The 18,885-nt window shown below is 42.2% G+C and carries 20 protein-coding genes; 4 read left to right on the forward strand and 16 right to left on the reverse strand.

Annotated features, from left to right (window positions below; all coding sequences use genetic code 11):
- Window positions 1–196: 196 nt before the first annotated feature.
- Window positions 197–748 (forward strand): NADPH-dependent FMN reductase, encoded by a 552-nt coding sequence (locus tag J7Q78_RS04685; RefSeq protein ID WP_208421907.1) that lies wholly within the window; start codon window positions 197–199, stop codon window positions 746–748.
- Between the two features lie 56 nt (window positions 749–804).
- Here J7Q78_RS04685 and J7Q78_RS04690 read toward each other — a convergent pair whose 3' ends face one another.
- From J7Q78_RS04690 to miaA, 7 genes are all read right to left on the reverse strand, one after another.
- Window positions 805–972 (reverse strand): hypothetical protein, encoded by a 168-nt coding sequence (locus J7Q78_RS04690; RefSeq protein ID WP_173011545.1) that lies wholly within the window; start codon window positions 970–972, stop codon window positions 805–807.
- Window positions 972–1,667, reverse strand: coding sequence for an NAD(P)H-dependent oxidoreductase (locus tag J7Q78_RS04695; RefSeq protein WP_208421908.1), 696 nt, complete (start codon window positions 1,665–1,667; stop codon window positions 972–974). Before J7Q78_RS04695 ends, J7Q78_RS04690 begins: the two co-directional genes overlap by 1 nt.
- Before the next feature lie 59 nt (window positions 1,668–1,726).
- Complete coding sequence (glnA, locus tag J7Q78_RS04700; RefSeq protein ID WP_208421909.1) at window positions 1,727–3,070, reverse strand: type I glutamate--ammonia ligase; 1,344 nt, start codon at window positions 3,068–3,070, stop codon at window positions 1,727–1,729.
- A gap of 14 nt (window positions 3,071–3,084) precedes the next feature.
- A complete protein-coding gene (locus J7Q78_RS04705; RefSeq protein ID WP_154242305.1) occupies window positions 3,085–3,456 on the reverse strand; it encodes a MerR family transcriptional regulator in 372 nt (123 codons plus the stop codon).
- A gap of 80 nt (window positions 3,457–3,536) precedes the next feature.
- Window positions 3,537–3,755, reverse strand: a complete 219-nt coding sequence (locus J7Q78_RS04710) for a helix-turn-helix domain-containing protein (RefSeq protein WP_235688057.1) — start codon at window positions 3,753–3,755, stop codon at window positions 3,537–3,539.
- Window positions 3,756–3,923: 168 nt separating this feature from the next.
- Window positions 3,924–5,180, reverse strand: a complete 1,257-nt coding sequence (locus J7Q78_RS04715) for a methionine gamma-lyase family protein (protein WP_208421910.1) — start codon at window positions 5,178–5,180, stop codon at window positions 3,924–3,926.
- Between the two features lie 19 nt (window positions 5,181–5,199).
- Window positions 5,200–6,132 carry a tRNA (adenosine(37)-N6)-dimethylallyltransferase MiaA gene (gene miaA / locus J7Q78_RS04720; RefSeq protein WP_208421911.1) on the reverse strand — a complete coding sequence of 311 codons (933 nt, stop codon included), beginning with the start codon at window positions 6,130–6,132 and terminating at the stop codon, window positions 5,200–5,202.
- A 102-nt stretch (window positions 6,133–6,234) separates the two neighbouring features.
- Between miaA and J7Q78_RS04725 the strand changes: the two genes are divergently transcribed.
- Window positions 6,235–6,414 carry a DUF3042 family protein gene (locus J7Q78_RS04725; RefSeq protein WP_004265196.1) on the forward strand — a complete coding sequence of 60 codons (180 nt, stop codon included), beginning with the start codon at window positions 6,235–6,237 and terminating at the stop codon, window positions 6,412–6,414.
- Window positions 6,415–6,576: 162 nt separating this feature from the next.
- Here J7Q78_RS04725 and J7Q78_RS04730 read toward each other — a convergent pair whose 3' ends face one another.
- From J7Q78_RS04730 to J7Q78_RS04760, 7 genes are all read right to left on the reverse strand, one after another.
- Window positions 6,577–6,999, reverse strand: coding sequence for a rhodanese-like domain-containing protein (locus J7Q78_RS04730; protein ID WP_154242308.1), 423 nt, complete (start codon window positions 6,997–6,999; stop codon window positions 6,577–6,579).
- 23 nt (window positions 7,000–7,022) lie between these two features.
- On the reverse strand, window positions 7,023–7,994 hold the full coding sequence (locus J7Q78_RS04735) for an ROK family glucokinase (protein WP_154242309.1): 972 nt from the start codon (window positions 7,992–7,994) through the stop codon (window positions 7,023–7,025).
- Window positions 7,991–8,224: a YqgQ family protein gene (locus J7Q78_RS04740; protein WP_173011546.1), complete on the reverse strand. Its 234-nt coding sequence runs from the start codon at window positions 8,222–8,224 to the stop codon at window positions 7,991–7,993. Before J7Q78_RS04740 ends, J7Q78_RS04735 begins: the two co-directional genes overlap by 4 nt.
- A 32-nt stretch (window positions 8,225–8,256) precedes the next feature.
- Complete coding sequence (locus J7Q78_RS04745; RefSeq protein ID WP_208421912.1) at window positions 8,257–8,916, reverse strand: rhomboid family intramembrane serine protease; 660 nt, start codon at window positions 8,914–8,916, stop codon at window positions 8,257–8,259.
- 10 nt (window positions 8,917–8,926) lie between these two features.
- Complete coding sequence (locus tag J7Q78_RS04750; RefSeq protein WP_208421913.1) at window positions 8,927–9,472, reverse strand: 5-formyltetrahydrofolate cyclo-ligase; 546 nt, start codon at window positions 9,470–9,472, stop codon at window positions 8,927–8,929.
- A 66-nt stretch (window positions 9,473–9,538) separates the two neighbouring features.
- Window positions 9,539–9,688, reverse strand: coding sequence for a 50S ribosomal protein L33 (gene rpmG, locus J7Q78_RS04755; protein WP_011375028.1), 150 nt, complete (start codon window positions 9,686–9,688; stop codon window positions 9,539–9,541).
- Window positions 9,689–9,796: 108 nt separating this feature from the next.
- Window positions 9,797–11,902 (reverse strand): peptidoglycan D,D-transpeptidase FtsI family protein, encoded by a 2,106-nt coding sequence (locus J7Q78_RS04760; RefSeq protein WP_208421914.1) that lies wholly within the window; start codon window positions 11,900–11,902, stop codon window positions 9,797–9,799.
- A gap of 277 nt (window positions 11,903–12,179) precedes the next feature.
- On the opposite strand from J7Q78_RS04760, the gene J7Q78_RS04765 reads away from it, so the two are divergent.
- On the forward strand, window positions 12,180–14,792 hold the full coding sequence (locus tag J7Q78_RS04765; protein ID WP_208421915.1) for a YfhO family protein: 2,613 nt from the start codon (window positions 12,180–12,182) through the stop codon (window positions 14,790–14,792).
- Window positions 14,793–14,851: 59 nt separating this feature from the next.
- Here J7Q78_RS04765 and J7Q78_RS04770 read toward each other — a convergent pair whose 3' ends face one another.
- Both J7Q78_RS04770 and murB read right to left on the reverse strand, forming a co-directional pair.
- Window positions 14,852–16,966 (reverse strand): cation:proton antiporter, encoded by a 2,115-nt coding sequence (locus J7Q78_RS04770; RefSeq protein WP_154242315.1) that lies wholly within the window; start codon window positions 16,964–16,966, stop codon window positions 14,852–14,854.
- 99 nt (window positions 16,967–17,065) lie between these two features.
- Window positions 17,066–17,980 carry a UDP-N-acetylmuramate dehydrogenase gene (gene murB / locus J7Q78_RS04775; RefSeq protein WP_154242526.1) on the reverse strand — a complete coding sequence of 305 codons (915 nt, stop codon included), beginning with the start codon at window positions 17,978–17,980 and terminating at the stop codon, window positions 17,066–17,068.
- A gap of 129 nt (window positions 17,981–18,109) precedes the next feature.
- On the opposite strand from murB, the gene J7Q78_RS04780 reads away from it, so the two are divergent.
- Window positions 18,110–18,874: an exodeoxyribonuclease III gene (locus tag J7Q78_RS04780; protein WP_208421916.1), complete on the forward strand. Its 765-nt coding sequence runs from the start codon at window positions 18,110–18,112 to the stop codon at window positions 18,872–18,874.
- Window positions 18,875–18,885 lie beyond the last annotated feature (11 nt).

Consider the following 18,885-nt stretch of genomic DNA (forward strand, 5'->3'; position numbering starts at 1 on the left):
TCCCATCTTTGTTCTAATGATTGTTATTATACGATTATACCTTGCGAATGCCAATCGCTAACCGACCATATTCTTTGCTAAAAGCTTCATTAATTCGCTATGCTTAAATTAGCAAGTAAAAATGGTTGCCTTTTCAGCGGAACGTGTTATACTAAAATTACTTACTAATAATAAGTAAACAATTGGAGGGTTCACTATGACAAAAAATATCGCAGTTTTAATTGGTAGTTTACGGAAAGATTCTTTTAGCAAAGCGGTTGCTAAATCATTAATGCCATTATTCCCATCAGATTATAAGCTAGAAATTGTTGAAATTGGTGATTTACCATTGTACAACCAAGATTATGACGATTTAAATCAAGTCCCTGAAGCTTATACGACTTTCAGAAATAAAATGAAGACAATGGATGCCGTTTTATTCGTTACACCAGAATACAACCGTTCAGTTCCAGCCGTATTAAAGAATGCTTTAGACGTTGGTTCACGTCCTTATGGGGCAAGCATCTGGGATAACAAACCAGCTGAAATCGTCAGCGTTTCACCTGGTGCAATCAGTGGTTTCGGTGCTAACCACCACTTACGACAATCACTTGTTTTCTTAAACATGCCAACGGTTCAACAACCAGAAGCTTATATCGGCAATGTCATGAACTTATTAGACGACAATCAAGAAATTACCAATCCAGATACGCTTAAATTCTTCCAAGCAATCGTTGATGCCTTCGATACATTAATCAAACGTTACTAATTGATTGCACAAAAAAATACCCCGGCTTGCGTCGGGGTATTTTTTTGCGCTAAAGTTTACCAATTTGTCGCATTCCAGATTCGGCCGTCAAGCTCACCTTGTTGTTGTTCAATCCGCAACGCTAGTTCATCACTTGCTTGTTGAAGAGCTGTATAAAAAGCTTGCTCCTCATAAGTCGTAGCTTGCTCTTTTTGCAATTGAATTTGTTCCGTTAGCCAATCCACTAGCCTTCACCTTCTTCTTCACGAATCAGTTGAACTTGCCAATTCAAATCGGTTAATGCCGCATGCTTATTAGCCAATTGTTCACGCAAAAGCGTGATCCGTTGTTGTGCTTCAGGCGACGTGACTTCAGCAGCCTTTTTAATAAGCATCGTTTCAAACCACGCTAATTTCTGATCAAAATTAAATTGCGCTTGCGTCAAATACCGCTGATAATCAATGACCAAACGCTGTTTATCGGTTTCTTGCCAATAACCTAGTTGATGTATCGTAAGTGGTGGTAAATAAACCATCCCTAACTTACGCGCCACCAATTCATATGGACGCAAAATTTCCGAAAGTGTTACCTGTTCACTACCACCAGCTTGAAAATGTTTAGCTGCCGTTCCCGTTGAAACGACAATCCCAAGTGTTTTTCCCGCTAATGGTTGGCGGCCATTAAAAGCAAATTGGCCCGTTAAAACCGTGTCCAACCACGCTTTTAGACTCGCTGGGGCAGCATACCAATAGAGCGGAAATTGAAAAATAATCCGCTCATGATGCCGTAATAAGGTTTGTTCAGCAACCACATCGAATGTATCGATTGCATCTAAGTGATGCCAAGTAATGTCTTCCAGCGGTGCTGCACTCGCTTTTAAGAAATTTTGAACCATCGATGTTTCGATTTCGGGATGGCTAATAATCACCAATGTTTTCATACGCTGCCAACTTTCTATTTCTAAAGTTTAATTGTACAAAAATATGGCGCAAATAGCGACTAATAAAGTTCCAAATATTGTTCCCGTTCCCACTCAGAAACTTGTTGGCGATAAGCCGCCCATTCTAATGATTTAGAATCCATGAAGCTCTGGTAGAGATATGGTCCCATTGAAGCTTTGATAATTTCATCCTGAGCTAATTCCTTCAATGCATTGTGCAATGTTGATGGTAAATCAGTGATGTGATTTTCCTTCCGTTCTGTTTCATCCATACTATAAATATTACGATCGACCCCAGCATCAGGTAAGAGCCCTTGATCTAAACCAGATAAACCGGCTGCTAAGATCGAACCGATTGCTAAATAAGGATTGGCACTTGGATCGACACTCCGTAATTCAAGCCGCGTTGATAAGCCACGTGATTGGGGGACCCGAATTAATGGTGAACGGTTATGACCAGACCATGCGACATAAACAGGGGCTTCAAAACCAGGGACTAGTCGTTTGTAAGAATTGACTGTTGGGTTGTTAATCGCCGTAATGGCGCGCGCATGTTGCAATAAACCGGCTAAGAAATGATAAGCCGTTTCTGAAAGTTGCTCAGTCCCATTTTCATCGTAAAAGGCATTAGTCCCATCTTGATTAAAGAGCGACATGTTAATGTGCATCCCAGAACCGTTGACACCATGCAATGGTTTTGGCATAAAGGTTGCATGTAACCCATGTTTTCGCGCGATGGTTTTAACCACTAGTTTAAAGGTTTGAATGTTATCGGCAGCATCAACTGCATCAGCATATTTAAAATCAATTTCGTGTTGTCCCGGTGCGACTTCATGATGACTCGCTTCCACTTCGAAGCCCATCTTTTCAAGTTCCAAAACAATGTCCCGGCGACAATTTTCCCCTAAATCAACGGGGGCAAAATCAAAATAGCCGCCTTGGTCGTTAAGTTTTAATGTCGGTTTACCGTATTCATCTAATTTAAAAAGAAAGAACTCTGGTTCAGGTCCGATATTAAAATCTTTGAACCCTTTTGCCTGCATTTCGCGAACCAATTTCTGCAAGTTATTCCGTGGATCACCCAAGAAGGGTTGCCCATCTGCCGTATAGACAGAACAGATGAGCCGCGCGACTTTCCCATGTTCAGCTTCCCATGGGAATATGAGCCACGTACTTAAATCAGGGCGCAAATACATATCACTTTCTTCAATCCGGACAAAACCATCGATTGAAGAACCGTCAAACATCATCTTGTTACTTAAAACTTTATCTAATTGACTAATTGGCACTTCCACATTTTTGATAATTCCATTGATATCCGTAAACATTAAACGTAAGAACTTAACGTTTTCTTGATCCACCAATTGCTTAATTGCTTCTGCTGTTAATTCTTTACGTGCCATTAATCCGTCGCCCCTTAATATAATTTAGATGATTGTGAAATGGTTGACCGTTGTCCAACTAAGCCGCCGACTGATAATAATTCGTTGGCCAATAATCGGCGCGCCTTTTCGTCTGATAGCTGTTTATCGTGTTGCCGCTCTACCTTCTTTTGATAAATCTGACGAATCTGAGCCATTGTTGTCCCTTCAGCTAGGTAATCCTTGATTTCTAACAAACGATCAACGTCGTTCAACGAAAACATGCGTTGATGGCCCGTTGTCCGTTGTGGAAAAACAAGCGCCTGCGCTTCATAATAGCGAATTTGACGGGCTGTTTGCCCTGTCAATTTCATGACCGTCCCAATCGGTAACACTGCTAAGTTGCGCCTTAACTGTTTTTCAGCCATCCATTTCACCTCACTTGCGTTTTATCTTACCAGTCGCCTTGCAAACGGTCAACATTTGATGTTAGCTTTTCTGACATCATTTAAAAATTCGCCTTAGTGGCCGTTTCGACCCCCAGTAAAGTATTCAAAGGAACATTGTCCAATTTCGCAAGGGCGACTACCATATTCAAATCTGGTGCACTTTTATCCGTCTCCCATTTAGAAATAACTTGGCGTGACACATTAATCTGATCCGCGAGTGTCCGTTGAGAGTAGCCCGCGTCCAGACGGAATTGTTTTAATCGTTGACCAATTAGCATCTAACCACCTCCAAGATTTACCGTAGCGAGATTAACTCCTTTGTACTAGCAATAATTTAAAGCATCGCTTAGAAACAATCGCTACGTTCCGTTGCATCCTTATCATACCACGCTTTATGTCCAAAAAAAGCGGTCAATCAAACGCGCATTTGATTGACCGCTAAGAATTTATTTTTCAAAAAAAGTTGTTTGCACCGCTCGACTAATCGCGAGTTTAACGTGCGCGTAAGTTAACCCACCTTGCAAGTAAAGGGTATATGGTGCGCGCAGTGGTCCATCGGCTGAAAATTCAATACTAGCACCTTGGATAAAGGTTCCGGCAGCCATCACGATTTGGTCTTCGTAACCAGCAAAATCACTTGGAATCGGTGTCACAAACGAATCAATTGGTGATTGTGCTTGAACACAACCAGCGAATTTAACCATATCATCTGGATTACCGAAGTTCACTGTTTGAATCAAGTCAGTTCGAGGCGCATCCCATTTCGGTGAGACACTCAAGCCCATTTGTTCCAAGAGTGCTGCTTCAAAAACAGCCCCTTTAATTGCATTACCGGTCACACTTGGGGCTAAGAAGAAACCTTCAAACATCAATTGTAAATTACCTTGGGTGGCCCCTTCACTGGCACCAACACCTGGTACAGTGAGCCGATAACCAATCATTTCGATTAACTTCTCAGTGCCGACAATGTAACCACCCGTTTGCGCGATACCCCCACCAGCATTTTTGATCAAAGAACCAGCCATGACATCAGCTCCGAACTCCGTTGGTTCCGTTATTTCAGAGAATTCACCATAAGCATTATCGACAAAGACAATCAATTCAGGGTTAATATCTTTGACAAAGGTAATCATTTCTTTGATTTTAGCAACTGTGAAACTATCGCGGTCAGCGTAGCCCCGTGAGCGTTGAATAGCAACCACTTTTGTCTTAGCAGTGATTTTGGTCCGCGCTGTTTCAAAATCTACGGCCCCATTCTCTAATAATGGTACGAAATCAAATCCAATTTGGAATTCTTTTAGTGAACCAATTCCATTGCCGGCCATTCCGATGACTTCTTGCAACGTATCATAAGGTTCACCGGTTAGATATAAAAGGTCGTCGCCTGGACGCAACATGCCTAATAAAGCCGTTCCAATTGCGTGCGTGCCAGAAACTAGTTGTGGCCGCACGAGGGCAGCTTCGGTTTTGAAAACGCGGCGATAAACAGCCTCTAATTTATCGCGTCCTTGGTCATCGTTGCCATAACCGGTTGTTCCATTTAAATGTGATTCAGAAATATTTTCTGCTTGGAACGCTTCGAGCACCTTTGCTTGATTATTGATAATTTGTTCATCTAATGCTTGTAAACGCGGTGCGATTTGGGCATCAACTGCCGCGATTTTAGCTTGTAATTCTGGTGCTAAGCTTGCTTGCCAATCCATCTTAACCACTCCATTTCTATTATTGCTGTAACCATTGTTGTAAATCAGTTTGAATCCGGGCTAAATCAGCTTCTGGTTGTTCAACTAAATTGTACCAGTTTACCGGAATCTGGTTTCTAAACCAAGTTAATTGCCGTTTTGCATAATGCCGCGAATTCTGTTTCACTTGCGCAATTGCCGTTTCTAACGATACGGTACCATCAAAATAAGGAAAGAACTCTTTATAGCCAATCCCCCGTACAGCTTGCGGGCTCGTTTCACGATGTGCATAAGCGAACCGTGCTTCTTCGATCAAACCCGCTGCAACCATCTGATCGACCCGTTGATTAATGCGCGCATATAATAGCGAACGCTCACAATTTAAGCCAATGATAAACGAAGCATAACGTAACGCTTTTGGCTTTTGTTGTGAAAAAAGCAGCCCCGTTGTTTCGTACACTTCTAATGCCCGAATCACGCGCCGGGGGTTAGCGCTTGGAATTTTAGCGGCTGCTTGCGGATCAATCTGATTAAGTGCTTGCCATAAAGCTGTTTCAGAATGTTTATCCAAAAAAGTTTGCCACTTTTGCCGAATTGCAAAGTTCTGTTCCGCATCTTGCGCGCTACCCAGGGTCATATCATACAGTAATGCCTGCAAATACAATCCCGTCCCACCAACAATTAAGGGCATATGTTGACGACTGATAATTTCAGTAACGAGTTGTTGCCCTTGCTGTTGAAAGTCAAAGGCGGTGAACCGTTGGTCAATATCTGCCACATCAATTAAGTGGTGCGGCACAAGCGCTTGTTCTTGGGGAGTTACTTTCGCTGTTCCGATATCCAATTGACGATAAACCTGCATCGCATCCCCGGAAATAATTTCACCTTGTAACTGTTGTGCAAGTTGTAGGCTTAAGGCTGTTTTACCAACGCCTGTCGGACCAACAATGACGATTAGCTTTTCTTTTTCCATATTTTCACCACATTAATTAACGTATTTTACTAGCTATTCGCGCTTAAATACGCGATAATAAAGTTGTACTTGAATCAATTGAGACTTGAGGAGGCTTTATCTATGAAACATAAATTTCTAAAAGGGTTCGTCATCGGAACCGTTTCAACAGTCGGCGCGATTGCCGGTTCGCTCTTGGCATTTAAGAAGACCGTTGTTGATCCAATCGAAGAAAAAGAAAATCAAATTGAAGAAAGTCGTCGACGTGCTAACCGTAAGAGCCATTCAGCTCACCAAGGATAAGTCCTTCGAAACGACTGTGTCCGTTACCTTTGGGTGACGGACTTTTTTTATGGTTTCACAACCTATCCAAGAGGCGCTGCCAAGCCGCCTAAGTGTCGTACGCTAACATAAAAACCCAACAGTCGACTAGTTTGTTTGCTAGTAACTCTTGGGTTTTTTAGTTTAATTTAATTTCTTTTTACGCTTTGTTTTGCCGGTCCAACCAGCATAACCCTTTTTCAACCATTTAACATCTGTGAAACCAGCTTTTCTTAACTTCAGTGCTGCTCGGATACTAAGCGTAATGCCTGCATCGTATAAGTAGACTGGTAAGTCCATCCGTAATTCACCCATGTTTTGTTTCAACATTGGATAAGGTAGGCTCCGGGCCCCTAAAATATGCCCGGCATCAAAATCTTTTTTATCCCGTAAATCGACAATCTGAGCCTTACGCATGGTTTCTTCAAAGGCCGCTTCCGTTAATTCGCCACCTAAGCGTTTGCGTTGAATTTGATAATAGGCCCAATCGCCCAATAACCAGAGTAAAATGACGACTAGAATAATATTAATGACTACCCATACATTAATTGTCCCTAATACAAGCATCGATAAGACTCCCTCATAACAAATTATTGTTGATCAAATTGAAGTGCAAGTGAAGCAGCCCCGATAACACCGGCTACATTCCCTAGATTTGCTAAGCGAATCTTAGTCGTCTTCTTAACATTTGGGAATGTGAATTCTTCAAAGTATGCTTCAACTTGTTTGCGTAAGAACTCACCAGCAGCTGAAACGCCACCACCGATAACGATGTAAGCTGGGTTTAACATGTTCCCAACGTTAGCCAATGCTAACCCAAGGTAGTAACAAACGCGATCAACAACTTTGACAGCCAATGCGTCTGATTCTTTAGCCATGTCGAAAACTATTTTCGAACTGATTTCTTCACCATCATCCAACATTGTCTTTAATTTTGAGTTACCAGCGTATTCTTCAGCCATGTCACGCGCAACCCGAACAACTCCGGTTGCTGAAGCATAAGTTTCTAAACACCCTTGCTTGCCACAAGTACATTCGTAACCATGTGGTTCAACCGTTACGTGGCCTAATTCACCAGCAGAACCGGCAACACCGTGTAATAAATGACCGTCAGCAACGATTCCGCCGCCAACACCAGTGCCAAGTGTCACAAAAGCAACGTCAGGTTGGTTTTCTCCTGCACCTTTCCAGCGTTCGCCTAAAGCAGCAACGTTGGCATCGTTATCAATTGCAAGCTTCATGTGTGTGCCTGCTTCGATATCGCGACGAAGATATTGCGTTGTCTTCCAATTTAAGTTGTAAGCCCCAATAACGGTTCCTTCTTTACTGTTAACACTACCAGGGGTTCCCATCCCAATTCCGATAAAATCAGCAGGTGTCATGTTATATAAATCTAAATGATGATTAATCGATTCAATGATATCAGGTGTAATGTGGCTACCTTCATCTAAAATATCCGTATCGATACTCCAACGTTGTTGGATTTCGCCATCCATTGTCATAATTGCAAATTTGGCAGTTGTTCCGCCTAAATCAACGCCGATTAACTTCTTGTCTGTCATTTAAATTTCTCCTCCAATAAATTGTGATTAAACGCTTCTTTTTCCTCCAACCGATGTTCACGCACTAAAACCATCTTAGCATCACGATACACTTTGCCATCGATTAACCCCGCATCATAAACGTGCCGTAATTCGATACTGGTTAACTCGATATCCCAAAGTCGTTTACCAAGATGGACGTAAACCCCGAATTGTTTTAAAAGTTGTTGTACATCATAGAGAGTTTTCATCAACTTCACCTTTAACATTATACATAAGTTATTTAATGATTCATACCCAGAAATCCAAATAAAATCATCGTTGCGACATAAATTAACCCACTCACAACACGGTTTAGCGGGTTAATTTTCCCCACTTTAGGGGCACCAAGCGCCATACTACTTAAAAAGCCGCCAAGGACCCCACCAACCATTGCGTACAATGCATTGTGATCGACAATAAACTGTAATCCGATGGTTAAAAATAGAAATAACCAATATTGACGGGCCACTTGGCCTAACACTGACTCTTCTTTGAAGGCATCCCCTAACATCAAGAAACCACCGAAGAGCCCTAAAATGGCTGTTCCAGCAGTAACCATTGGCGTATTAAGGCCCAAAAAGGCGCTAGTGGTAAACAAGCTCGCCAAACTACTCAGCACATAGATCGCTAGTAATCGCCAGTGGCCCAACAGGCGTTCAAGTTGCCCACCGACAAAAAATAAAATCACTAGATCTACGAAGAGATTCATAAACCGTCCATGATTAACAGACGCCATTATAAAGCCAATAATATGGCCATTCATTAACATATTAGCCGATGTAAAGCCGTTCAACCATACCACCGGATTCAAAAACATCATTGCAAACATCAAAATGTTCAATAACATCAAGGCGTACACCACAATCGGGGCGTCTTGCCAACGTTCTTTAAAATTAGTCATCTTTTCTCCTTTAGACCTGAAGAACCTGATCGAGCTGGACATCAAATTCATCAATGGCCCAATCGGCACTTCGTTGTTGTGGTTTAAGTGCTAGTGCGATAGTTGGCATGGGGTGTTGGACCAGATAGCGGTCATAATAACCACCACCAAAGCCAACCCGCCAACCTTCCGGACTAAATGCTAGCCCAGGTACAATCATTAAATCAGGGATTATCGCCTGGCTACTAGCTGTGATTACGGGTTCTAAAACACCATACGAACTCGTTGCCAAGTCAGTGGTTGCCGTTAACGGGTAAAAAGCCATTTGTCGCGCCGGTAAAGTCTTAGGAACTGCAACTTGTTTACCTGCAAAACGAATGGCATCAATTACCGGTTTTGTCGCCATTTCAATTGGCTGACTTAATGTGATACCGATGATTGTTGCCGTTTGGAACGCTTCGGTTGCCATTAATAATTGCAAAAGCTTTGCTTCTTGAGCGGATTTAAGCGCTGGCGTTTGCGCAAGCGTTTGTAAGGCCGCAATTTGTTGTTGCCGAATTTGCTCTTTAGTCTGCATTCAAACGCCTCCTTAACAAAAAAAAGCCCGAGCGCGAAGCGCCCCGACTTTTGATGTGCGTCACTATTATTTAGTTTCGCGGTGTAAAGTTACTTTGCGTTCGCGTGGGCAATATTTCTTTAATTCCAAGCGATCTGGATTGTTACGTTTATTTTTGTTTGATAAGTAACTACGTTCGTGACATTCTGTACATTCCATTGTAATGTGAACACGCATTGATATAGCCTCCAAGTTGTAAGTAATTTTCTAAAAAACTGTTTAATTCTTAGACTCTTAGTATCATACCATTTTTTATGGTATCTGAAAAGGTTATTTCGGAATATTTCATCCAGTAATGTTATTTAATTTATAAAAACTCGTAATCATTTCACGCGCTAGTAATGTATTGTAATGTCCTTTATCAGAGTTTAAGTTCGGGAACACAATGGCAATTGCCACTTGTGGATTATCGTAAGGCGCAAACCCAACCAAACTAGACGTAACGGTTTCCACTTGCTTACTTGTCGAATCATTTGGATCTTCACGCGCAAAAGATTGGGCAGTCCCGGTTTTAGCGGCAAACGTTGGTTTGATGTCTTTTAAGGTGTGTGCTGTCCCCCAGGCGTTGGTCCCGTTGACAACGTTGTACATCCCTTTTTTAACGACATTGAAGTAACTTTCCGGCGCATCAACTGTGCTGAGCACGGTGGGCCTTGTCTTGGTGCCGACTTGACCAGCTGTGCCATCGTTACCAGTTTGTTGGATGGAATCCACAAGGTATGGTTTCATGCGCTGGCCACCATTGGCGATGGTTGAAATGTATTGTGCTAATTGAATTAAAGTATAAGCATCATAGTTACCATAGGACAAATCCAGTAAGGAACCTAAGGCTGGATCGCCATATTCATTGACAGTTGGCCCTAAAATTCCTGAGGCTTCACCCGGTAAATCAACCCCAGTCTTTTGTCCTAAACCGAATTGACTGAAATAACCGCGCATCTTCGTAAAGATATCTGAGTCCATCGTCAACTGTGAATTGGGTACATATTTGGCATGCCCTTCTAACATTGCTAATTGCATCATATAAATATTAGAAGAAACTTCCAACGCTGATTCAGCATTCAATGCACTAAATGTCCCAACTGGGTAAACTGATTTCTTAACGGGCGTTCCAGTTAAATAAATCGGGGTATCCGGTAAGGTATTATTGGTTGGTGTAATCACACCGTCCATTAAGCCACCCATAACAGTCGCCCCTTTGATTGCAGACCCCATAACGAAGGTGTGGTTAATAACCCCAAGGGCATCATCGGCAATTTCACCTGATTTGCGATCGTTGGATTCACCGGCCATTGCTAAAATAGCCCCTGTTTTGGGATTCATCGCTACGGCATATGCCCCATCAGAATACTGGGTGGCTCCTGCGGCTTTTGCTTGGTCGTAGACTTTCTTCAAAGCAGCTTCCACCTGTGTTTGATAAGCTTGATCAATGGTTAAATTTAAATTGCTCCCTTTTTGTCCTTTATATAAGACATTACTTGAAAGAATCTGATTATTCGCACCAACTTCGACTTGTGATTGTGACTTCGAACCGTGCAAGACACTTTCGTATTGCTTTTCTAAATAACTCGTCCCAACGCGATCATTCCGCGAATAACCCTGTGCTAACAAGGCGTTAATACCGTCTTCTGGCAACCCTTGTTCTTCTGTTGAAACATGGCCAATAATACTGCGCATCGAATCCCCATTGGGATAAGCGCGTTCCCAATCGGTGCCGACATTAATCCCTGGTAAACTCGTTAGATGTTCACTAATTTGTGCAATTTCCTTATCGGTGACATCCGTATTCTTGATATAAACTGTCGATAATTGATAAGCACCACTCATAATTTTAAAAATCGCAGCAGCTTGTTTCTGTTGATCGTTTAAGCCGCCAAACGATTTTTTAACCAATTCGATTGTCGATTGATAAACTTTCTTTTCCGGTAACACAGAACCATCACTGGCAACCTTAGCCGATTTAGGCAGTTTTGCGTTCCATTTTTTAAGGTTCTTGGGATTACTGAGGTAGTAATCAATCTGATCCCGTTCCGTTAATTTATCTGTCGGTACCGTTAAATAGTGGGTTAACTTATTAGCTTCGGTATACATTTGATCCGCCAAAACATTCATGTTCTTCGTATAAGTAATCGCCGGCTTAGCTGTATTCCCAACTAAAACCCGCCCCTTCGAATCGAGGATCATTCCTCGGGGCACGTTACCTGTAACGATTTTCTTATCAGTCGTGTTGACCATTGCTTGAAAATTAGCGCCCTCCATTACTTGTAGGCGGCCCAATTGCATAATCAACGCCGCAAATAACACAAAAACGATGAACAATAGGAAGTTCAAGCGGAATGGAATCAGTGATTTTTCATGGTTTTGTTTGTTTTTTCTCTTAATGATTTTCACAGACGGTCAGATACTCCTTATTAGCGCCTTGCTAGTGAAAGATGGGGCGCTGCTTTATGCTTCAAAAAGTCACCAAACGACTTTTTGAGCGATTGTGTGCTGTATTGTTTAAGTTTAGCAAAATTATCATAAACAAGCTATGCCAAATCTCTAAATTCAAACAAGATTATGGTATGCTTAAGCATAGTCATTAACTGATTATATTTTACAGCTTTTCTCAGTTAAAAACGGACTAGCAACCTAATTTTTAGATTTTTTTATTAATTGGAGGATTACCGTGAGTCGATTCTACGCTTTTGCACGTCGTCATTATACATTAGGTCTGAGTTTCCTACTACCACTTAGCATTTTATTTATTTATGGGCTACTGCGGCATGTGTTTCCTTTTGGTGGGCAAACAATCCTGACGGTTGATTTAGGCCAACAATACATTGATTTTTATGCTTTTTTCAGAAGCACCCTATTGCATCATCCCGAGACCTTTTTTTATTCCTTTGCTAAAGGCTTGGGGGGCGACATGCTTGGGGTCTGGGCCTATTATCTGATGAGTCCGTTCAATTTAATCGTCCTATTGACACCGGGACGCTGGCTGAGTTTGGGCGTCTGGCTGATGGTCCTTTTGAAAACCGGGACCAGTGGTCTGAGCTTTGCCTACTACTTAAAATCTAACAAACTACTCCACAGTTGGTGGTTCCCAACACTTAGTGTCGTCTACGCCTTATCCGGATTTGCAATTGCTAACCAGTTTAACGTCATGTGGTTGGATGCACTCGTTTGGCTTCCGTTAATTGTTTTAGGAATTGATCGCCTCTTTACTGGCCGTCACTTTTGGCTGTATCCATTGAGTCTTGCTGCCCTTTTAATGAGTAACTATTATATGGGATACATGGTTTGCCTGTTTGTCATTGCTTATTTTGCGTGGGCTTGTGCCCATTACTGGCAAACTTGGCGTCATTTCCGACGAAGTGGCGTCCGCTTCATTAGTGGCTCACTTTTAGCCGGTTTACTCTCGGCGTGGTTGCTACTGCCGACTTTCTTCCAATTGACGCAGAGTAAGGGCCAATACACAATCCAAAAAATTCATTGGCAGTTCGAATATAATCCGCTTAAGATGCTCTCTAAACTAGTCATTGGTAATTTCAACTTCGACCAAATGCCAAAAGGCGAACCGAATATCTTCGTCGGAAGCCTTGTATTAATTTGTGCGCTTTTATACTTTGGAACACACAAGATTGCTTGGCAAGAACGATTTGTTGCCTTATTAGTCACTATTTTCTTAGGCGTTTCAATGTGTTATGAACCCCTTGATTTATTATGGCACGGCATGCAATTTCCGGTTTGGTATCCTTATCGTTTTTCATATGTGGTTAGCTTTTGGCTAATCGTTCTTGCGGTCCAACGGCTCCACTATCAACCGCGATTTAGTTGGTATCAACTCTTATTACCATTTTTAATGTTGATGGCAGCCTACGGTTATACTGCTAAACATCTCAAGCATTTTACGGCGCTAAGCCCTACTCAGATTAACGTAAGCATCGCCTTTTTATTAATGACTTGCTTGCTTTTGCTCTTGAAAAGACCACTCAAGCGCTATTATCCTTTGCTTCTAATCCTATGCGTCGTTGGTGAAATGATCACCAACGCGACAATGAGTCTCAATCAGATTAGCTATGTTTCGCAAAAAGATTACGCAGACTATACAGCGCACTTGCAGGCGGCCGTTAACGCAATTCCCAATAAAACCACTTTTCAACGAATTGGTAAAACCTTTATGCGGACTAAAAATGATCCAATGCAAGCTGATTATTTCGGTGGGTCCCATTTTAATTCGATGCTCGAACCCAGTTATCCGAAATTTATGGGCAGCATTGGTGAACCGGCTGGCGATGGCGCCGTTGCCGATACGAATCAAACACTCTTCACTGATGCATTATTAGGTTATCGCTACTATCTCAACGACACTAGTGGTCAACCAACAATGCCGCTCAGTTCCAATAAACCAGACTTAGCGCGCTATAACTTACTTAAGAAAAAAGATCAAGTTGCAATTTATCAAAATCAAAACGCACTCGGCCTTGGCTTTGCCGCTTCTGAAAAAGTGCTTAAACACCATGTCGTCGCTAACTATCCACTACTTGAACAGAACCAGATTGCATCAGATTTAACCAATTCAACGACGATCGAACCACTTTTCACACTACAATTTTTCAAAACCGTCACTTATAAGAATGCTAAACAAAAGCCCAAGCTCAATGAAACATTCTTACGAATTGACCCCAAAAATCCAGCGCATGTCATCTATACGTTCACGCCCACCACGAGTGACCCTTATTATCTCACATTGGGCGCCAGCCTTGAAAAAAATGCGGTTCAAGTCGCATTAAATGGCCAAGCCATTCAACAATACGATACTTTTCGGGATGCTGTTGTTCTAAACTTAACGAGCAACGCGATTGGGCAACAACAAACCGTTGATCTAACCTTTTCTAAAAAGGAAATTTGGCTGCAGAATATTAATCTATACAGCCTAAATTACCAAGCTTTAACGCAGTTAACCAATCAATTACGAGCCCATTCATTGCAACTGAAAACTTTCTCAAACACGTTAGTTAAAGGGACAATTACCATTCCAAATCAAAATCAAGTCCTCATGACAACCGTCCCATATGCTGCTGGTTGGCACGCAACGGTTGACGGGCACCCGGTTAAAATCAAACGCGGTTTGAAGAACTTCATTGCCATCCCGCTGAAAAAAGGGCCCCATACAATCACCCTAAAATACTGGCCGCCTTATTTCTATTGGGGATTGACGATTTCACTAATCAGCGCAAGCCTTGCGCTAGTTGGCTATTACAGCTACCGATACTACCGTCGCCGGCATTTATTCTAGCTATCAAAAAAAGCCCTTTACACTCGTTTTAAAATGAGTGCAGGGGGCTTTTTTTCCATCTATTCAGTATCCGTTCGTGCTAAAATGAGCGCATTTTCGGAATAGTTAATGTTTTTACGTAATTCATCTGCAAGCTGCCAAGCAATCTTATGTTGTTCCAATAACTCTTGAATCGCCGCACGTTCACTCGTGAGCGCTTTGATTCTTAATTTTTGCAATTGACGTTCATAAATAGCGGTCTTACTCCGGCCCCCATTTTTCATATTTTCAATCTGGTTACGATAGCGCACAATAATTTGATAAATCACCTGACGATTAAAATGACGTTGGCGATTTTCCGGTTGCTTCAAAAAATATGACAACTGCTTGATTCCCGCTTTAGCCATTTCCCGTTCAGTTAATTGCCACTCAGTTTCACTTGGGGATTTAGTCCGCCGCGGCCAGAGATGCGTCAAAAATCGTTTGCTAATCGACCAAGCACGATAGATTTGTAATTGTACATGATGCCAGTTAAAGCTCGTCCCGATAACCGATAACATCACTTGCTTTTGCCGTAATTTACGTTTACCGTGCCGATAACTTTTGGCACTAATTGCTTTTTCAGCCCATAACGCCTCTAACTTCTGCCGTTCACCGTCAAATGCTACTTGCCGTAAAATTAACTCTTCAGCAATTAACGGTGGTAATTCGTCGCTTGGGCTTGCTTCGCTTTGCCGACTCTCCAATCGGCGAATCATCAGTTGATATTCTGCTAATAAATCTAAAGCAGCCCGATTATTGTCACTATGTCGTTGGGATTCGACCATGCTCGCTGCCACCTTGTACATGTAAATCTTAGCATCTGTTTCATCCAAAAAGTCAGTGGCTGCTTCATCTTCGGCGGCTGCTTCGGCCTCCAGCTCTTGTTGCATGCCCCGCATCTCAATTGGTGCTTTGACTTTGGTCAACTTAGGAATCAAGACAACGGCCATCACTAAGCTGACAATAATCACGCCCGCCGCAATAAAGAGCATTAAACCGCGTTGAGGAAACGGTGAACCATCCGCCAAAACGGTTGGTACCGACAACACCCCCGCCATGGTAATTGCCCCACGAACCCCAGATAGCCCAGATAACACTGCTATTTTGCTATTTTCACGCAGCGTTTTGGGATTGGTCTGGTTTGTGTAGAGCAAATAAGCTAACGTCCATAAGCCACGAACAATCACTAGAATCAGCCAAACCGCGAAGACAAGTAGAATTTCTTCACTCGTATTAATTAACGGATTATGCACCGTATTGCGCATTGCAACGGGCAGTTCAATCCCTAAAATTAAGAAGACAATCCCATTTAGTAAGTAAACACTGATTGACCAAGTTTGTTCCGTCACTAACTTCAATTCAGGTAAGAAATCAAGAAAAATATTACGCGATGAATGACTAATAATCCCAGCTACCACCACTGCAATAACACCAGACGCGTGAAATAGATCTTCAACAATCAGGTAGATAATAAACGGCGTTATCAATTGTAGAATCGTGTGGAACATCACGTCTTCAAAGCCTTGTTGTAACATAAATAAGCGGATAAAATGAATTACTAACATGATGATCATCCCAGCTAATGCACCAACAATACTAATATAGAGAAAATCTCCCGCAGCTTGTTGCCATGAAAAATAGCCGGTAACAGCAGCGGCAATGCCGTATTTAAAACTAATCAAACCACTAGCATCATTAATTAAACTTTCACCGCTTACTAAGTGCAAAACCCGTGGGGGCAGATCAGCCTGTTCCGAAATCGACTGCACCGCTACTGGATCAGTTGGCGACAAGATTGCGGCTAACGCAAAACTCGCAGCAAGTGGTAACGTCGGTACTAACCAGTGAATCGCCAAGCCGCCAATCAACGTAGTGGCAAAAACGAGGAAAATTGCGTTGCCAATAATCGGTCCGCGCAACGCCCACAGTTCTTTCTTGGGAAACCGGCGGCCATCGTTAAACAATAGTGGTGCAACAAAGACTAACATGAACCAATCCGTTTTCAGTGGAATTTTGACGGCAAAAACTAAGGCCACCATCAATCCCAAGCCAATCTCAATTAAACTGACCGGTAAATTCGGTAAATAATGCCCGATGATATTGGCAATAATCACCAACGTAATTAACAAAATAACAGCTTCAATAATCGCCATCCCAACACCCTTTCTTTTTAAAACGCGCCATTAATCAGCGCACATCGTTAAAAAAAGCCCTGATAAAATCATTTTTTACCATAGCTTTTCATCATTGATTTAACCTTGCTTATGTTGGCCAATAATGCGGACTTCTGGTTCTAAGCGCACCTGAAACTTCGCCCAAATGGTTTTTTGAATATATTCGATCAACGTCAAATAATCCGTTGCCGTTGCATGATCAATATTCACAATGAACCCGGCATGTTTTTTAGAAACTTGCGCGCCACCGATTTGATACCCTTGAAGCCCCGCTTTTTGAATCAACGGCCCGACAAAATACCCAACTGGTCGTTTGAAGACACTTCCACATGAGGGATATTCCAAAGGTTGTTTTGCAGCCCGGAGAGCATTAACCTCATCCATTCGTGCTCGAATCGCTGATGCAACACCAGTTGTCATTTCAAAATAGGCCGCTAAAACAATGCTCCCGTTTTCCTGCATTAAACTATGCCGGTAACTAAAATTTAAGTCAGCGGCTGTTAAGGTTTGCAATTGATTGTCACGTGTTAAGACATCAACGCGTGTCAAGACATCACTGATTTGGCCACCATAAGCGCCAGCGTTCATGAAAACCGCGCCGCCAACACTACCAGGAATGCCGGCAGCAAACTCTAATCCCGTCAAACCACCAGCATAAGCTGCTTCAGAGGTTTGAATGATTCCGGCGCCAGCTTGGGCGGTCACCAAGTTGCCCTCGACTTTAATCTGGTTCATTGCGGTTAAGATGATGACTAAGCCCTCAATCCCGCCGTCACGGACAATTAAATTACTAGCGTTGCCGATAACTGTGATAGGTAAGCTCAGTTCGTTAGCACTGGCCACTAATTGGCGCACTTCTGCAACAGATTTGGGGAGTGCGAGTAAATCCGCTGGCCCACCTGTTTTGGTAAAGGTGTACAAGCTTAATGGTTCAGCTTGATGGATCTCGATTGTTTGATTTGCTTGTAAGAATGCTTCAACTTGACTTGTCACAATTGTCGTTCCCCTCAAAAATAATCTACTCCTAGTTTAACAAAGACGGCTTAAATTGAACAGTCACCACTTTTTTTGCGTATTATTAACTAAACCGTTAAAATGGAGTTTAGAAATGAGGGAACGACAATGAAATTTATTTCTTGGAATGTTAATGGCTTACGCGCTATTTTAAAAAAAGATTTTATGACCACTTTTAATCAACTAGATGCCGATTTTTTCTGTCTGCAAGAAACGAAGATCCAAGCCGGCCAAGTTGAATTGGCGTTACCAGGTTACCATCAATACTTTAATTATGCCGAAAAAAAAGGCTATTCCGGTACTGCCATCTTGACCAAGCACAAACCGCTAAACGTAACTTATGGTATCGGTCAGTCTGAACACGATCAGGAGGGGCGCGTGATTACGCTTGAGTACCCGACTTTTTATTTAATCACTTGTTACACGCCCAACTCACAGGATAAATTAAAACGATTAGCTTATCGAATGCGCTGGGAAGATGCCTTTCAAACTTATATCGCTGATTTATCGACCCAAAAATCCGTCATTTTCTGCGGTGACTTAAACGTTGCTCATGAACCAATTGATCTAAAAAATGATCAAACTAATCATCATAATGCCGGCTTTACTGATGAAGAACGCGGACAAATGACAACCCTTTTAAAGCGCGGTTTTACCGATACTTTCCGTTACTTCTACCCTGATCAGACTGATACTTACTCATGGTGGAGTTATCGCTTCCACGCCCGGGATAATAATGCCGGGTGGCGAATTGATTACTTCATCACTTCTAATGATTTACAACCTAAGTTACTGGATGCCAAGATTCACACGGAACTTTTCGGTTCCGATCACTGCCCCGTTGAACTTGACACGCAAGATTTATTCGCTTAGAATAAGCAAAC

Origin of the sequence: Latilactobacillus fragifolii, from assembly GCF_905332535.1 — a bacterium.
GTDB classification, from domain to species: Bacteria; Bacillota; Bacilli; order Lactobacillales; family Lactobacillaceae; genus Latilactobacillus; species Latilactobacillus fragifolii.

What these genes read in the sequence shown, in the direction of transcription:
- J7Q78_RS04715 (WP_208421910.1), bottom strand. Translation starts at nt 5,180, where the DNA reads ATGGATTGGCAAGCAAGCTTAGCACCAGAATTACAAGCTAAAATCGCG.
- J7Q78_RS04750 (WP_208421913.1), bottom strand. Translation starts at nt 9,472, where the DNA reads ATGCAGACTAAAGAGCAAATTCGGCAACAACAAATTGCGGCCTTACAA.
- J7Q78_RS04725 (WP_004265196.1), top strand. Translation starts at nt 6,235, where the DNA reads ATGAAACATAAATTTCTAAAAGGGTTCGTCATCGGAACCGTTTCAACA.
- J7Q78_RS04695 (WP_208421908.1), bottom strand. Translation starts at nt 1,667, where the DNA reads ATGAAAACATTGGTGATTATTAGCCATCCCGAAATCGAAACATCGATG.
- J7Q78_RS04740 (WP_173011546.1), bottom strand. Translation starts at nt 8,224, where the DNA reads ATGAAAACTCTCTATGATGTACAACAACTTTTAAAACAATTCGGGGTT.
- J7Q78_RS04730 (WP_154242308.1), bottom strand. Translation starts at nt 6,999, where the DNA reads ATGCTTGTATTAGGGACAATTAATGTATGGGTAGTCATTAATATTATT.
- glnA (WP_208421909.1), bottom strand. Translation starts at nt 3,070, where the DNA reads ATGGCACGTAAAGAATTAACAGCAGAAGCAATTAAGCAATTGGTGGAT.
- J7Q78_RS04745 (WP_208421912.1), bottom strand. Translation starts at nt 8,916, where the DNA reads ATGACTAATTTTAAAGAACGTTGGCAAGACGCCCCGATTGTGGTGTAC.
- J7Q78_RS04705 (WP_154242305.1), bottom strand. Translation starts at nt 3,456, where the DNA reads ATGGCTGAAAAACAGTTAAGGCGCAACTTAGCAGTGTTACCGATTGGG.
- miaA (WP_208421911.1), bottom strand. Translation starts at nt 6,132, where the DNA reads ATGGAAAAAGAAAAGCTAATCGTCATTGTTGGTCCGACAGGCGTTGGT.
- J7Q78_RS04735 (WP_154242309.1), bottom strand. Translation starts at nt 7,994, where the DNA reads ATGACAGACAAGAAGTTAATCGGCGTTGATTTAGGCGGAACAACTGCC.
- J7Q78_RS04685 (WP_208421907.1), top strand. Translation starts at nt 197, where the DNA reads ATGACAAAAAATATCGCAGTTTTAATTGGTAGTTTACGGAAAGATTCT.
- rpmG (WP_011375028.1), bottom strand. Translation starts at nt 9,688, where the DNA reads ATGCGTGTTCACATTACAATGGAATGTACAGAATGTCACGAACGTAGT.
- J7Q78_RS04780 (WP_208421916.1), top strand. Translation starts at nt 18,110, where the DNA reads ATGAAATTTATTTCTTGGAATGTTAATGGCTTACGCGCTATTTTAAAA.
- J7Q78_RS04770 (WP_154242315.1), bottom strand. Translation starts at nt 16,966, where the DNA reads ATGGCGATTATTGAAGCTGTTATTTTGTTAATTACGTTGGTGATTATT.
- J7Q78_RS04710 (WP_235688057.1), bottom strand. Translation starts at nt 3,755, where the DNA reads ATGCTAATTGGTCAACGATTAAAACAATTCCGTCTGGACGCGGGCTAC.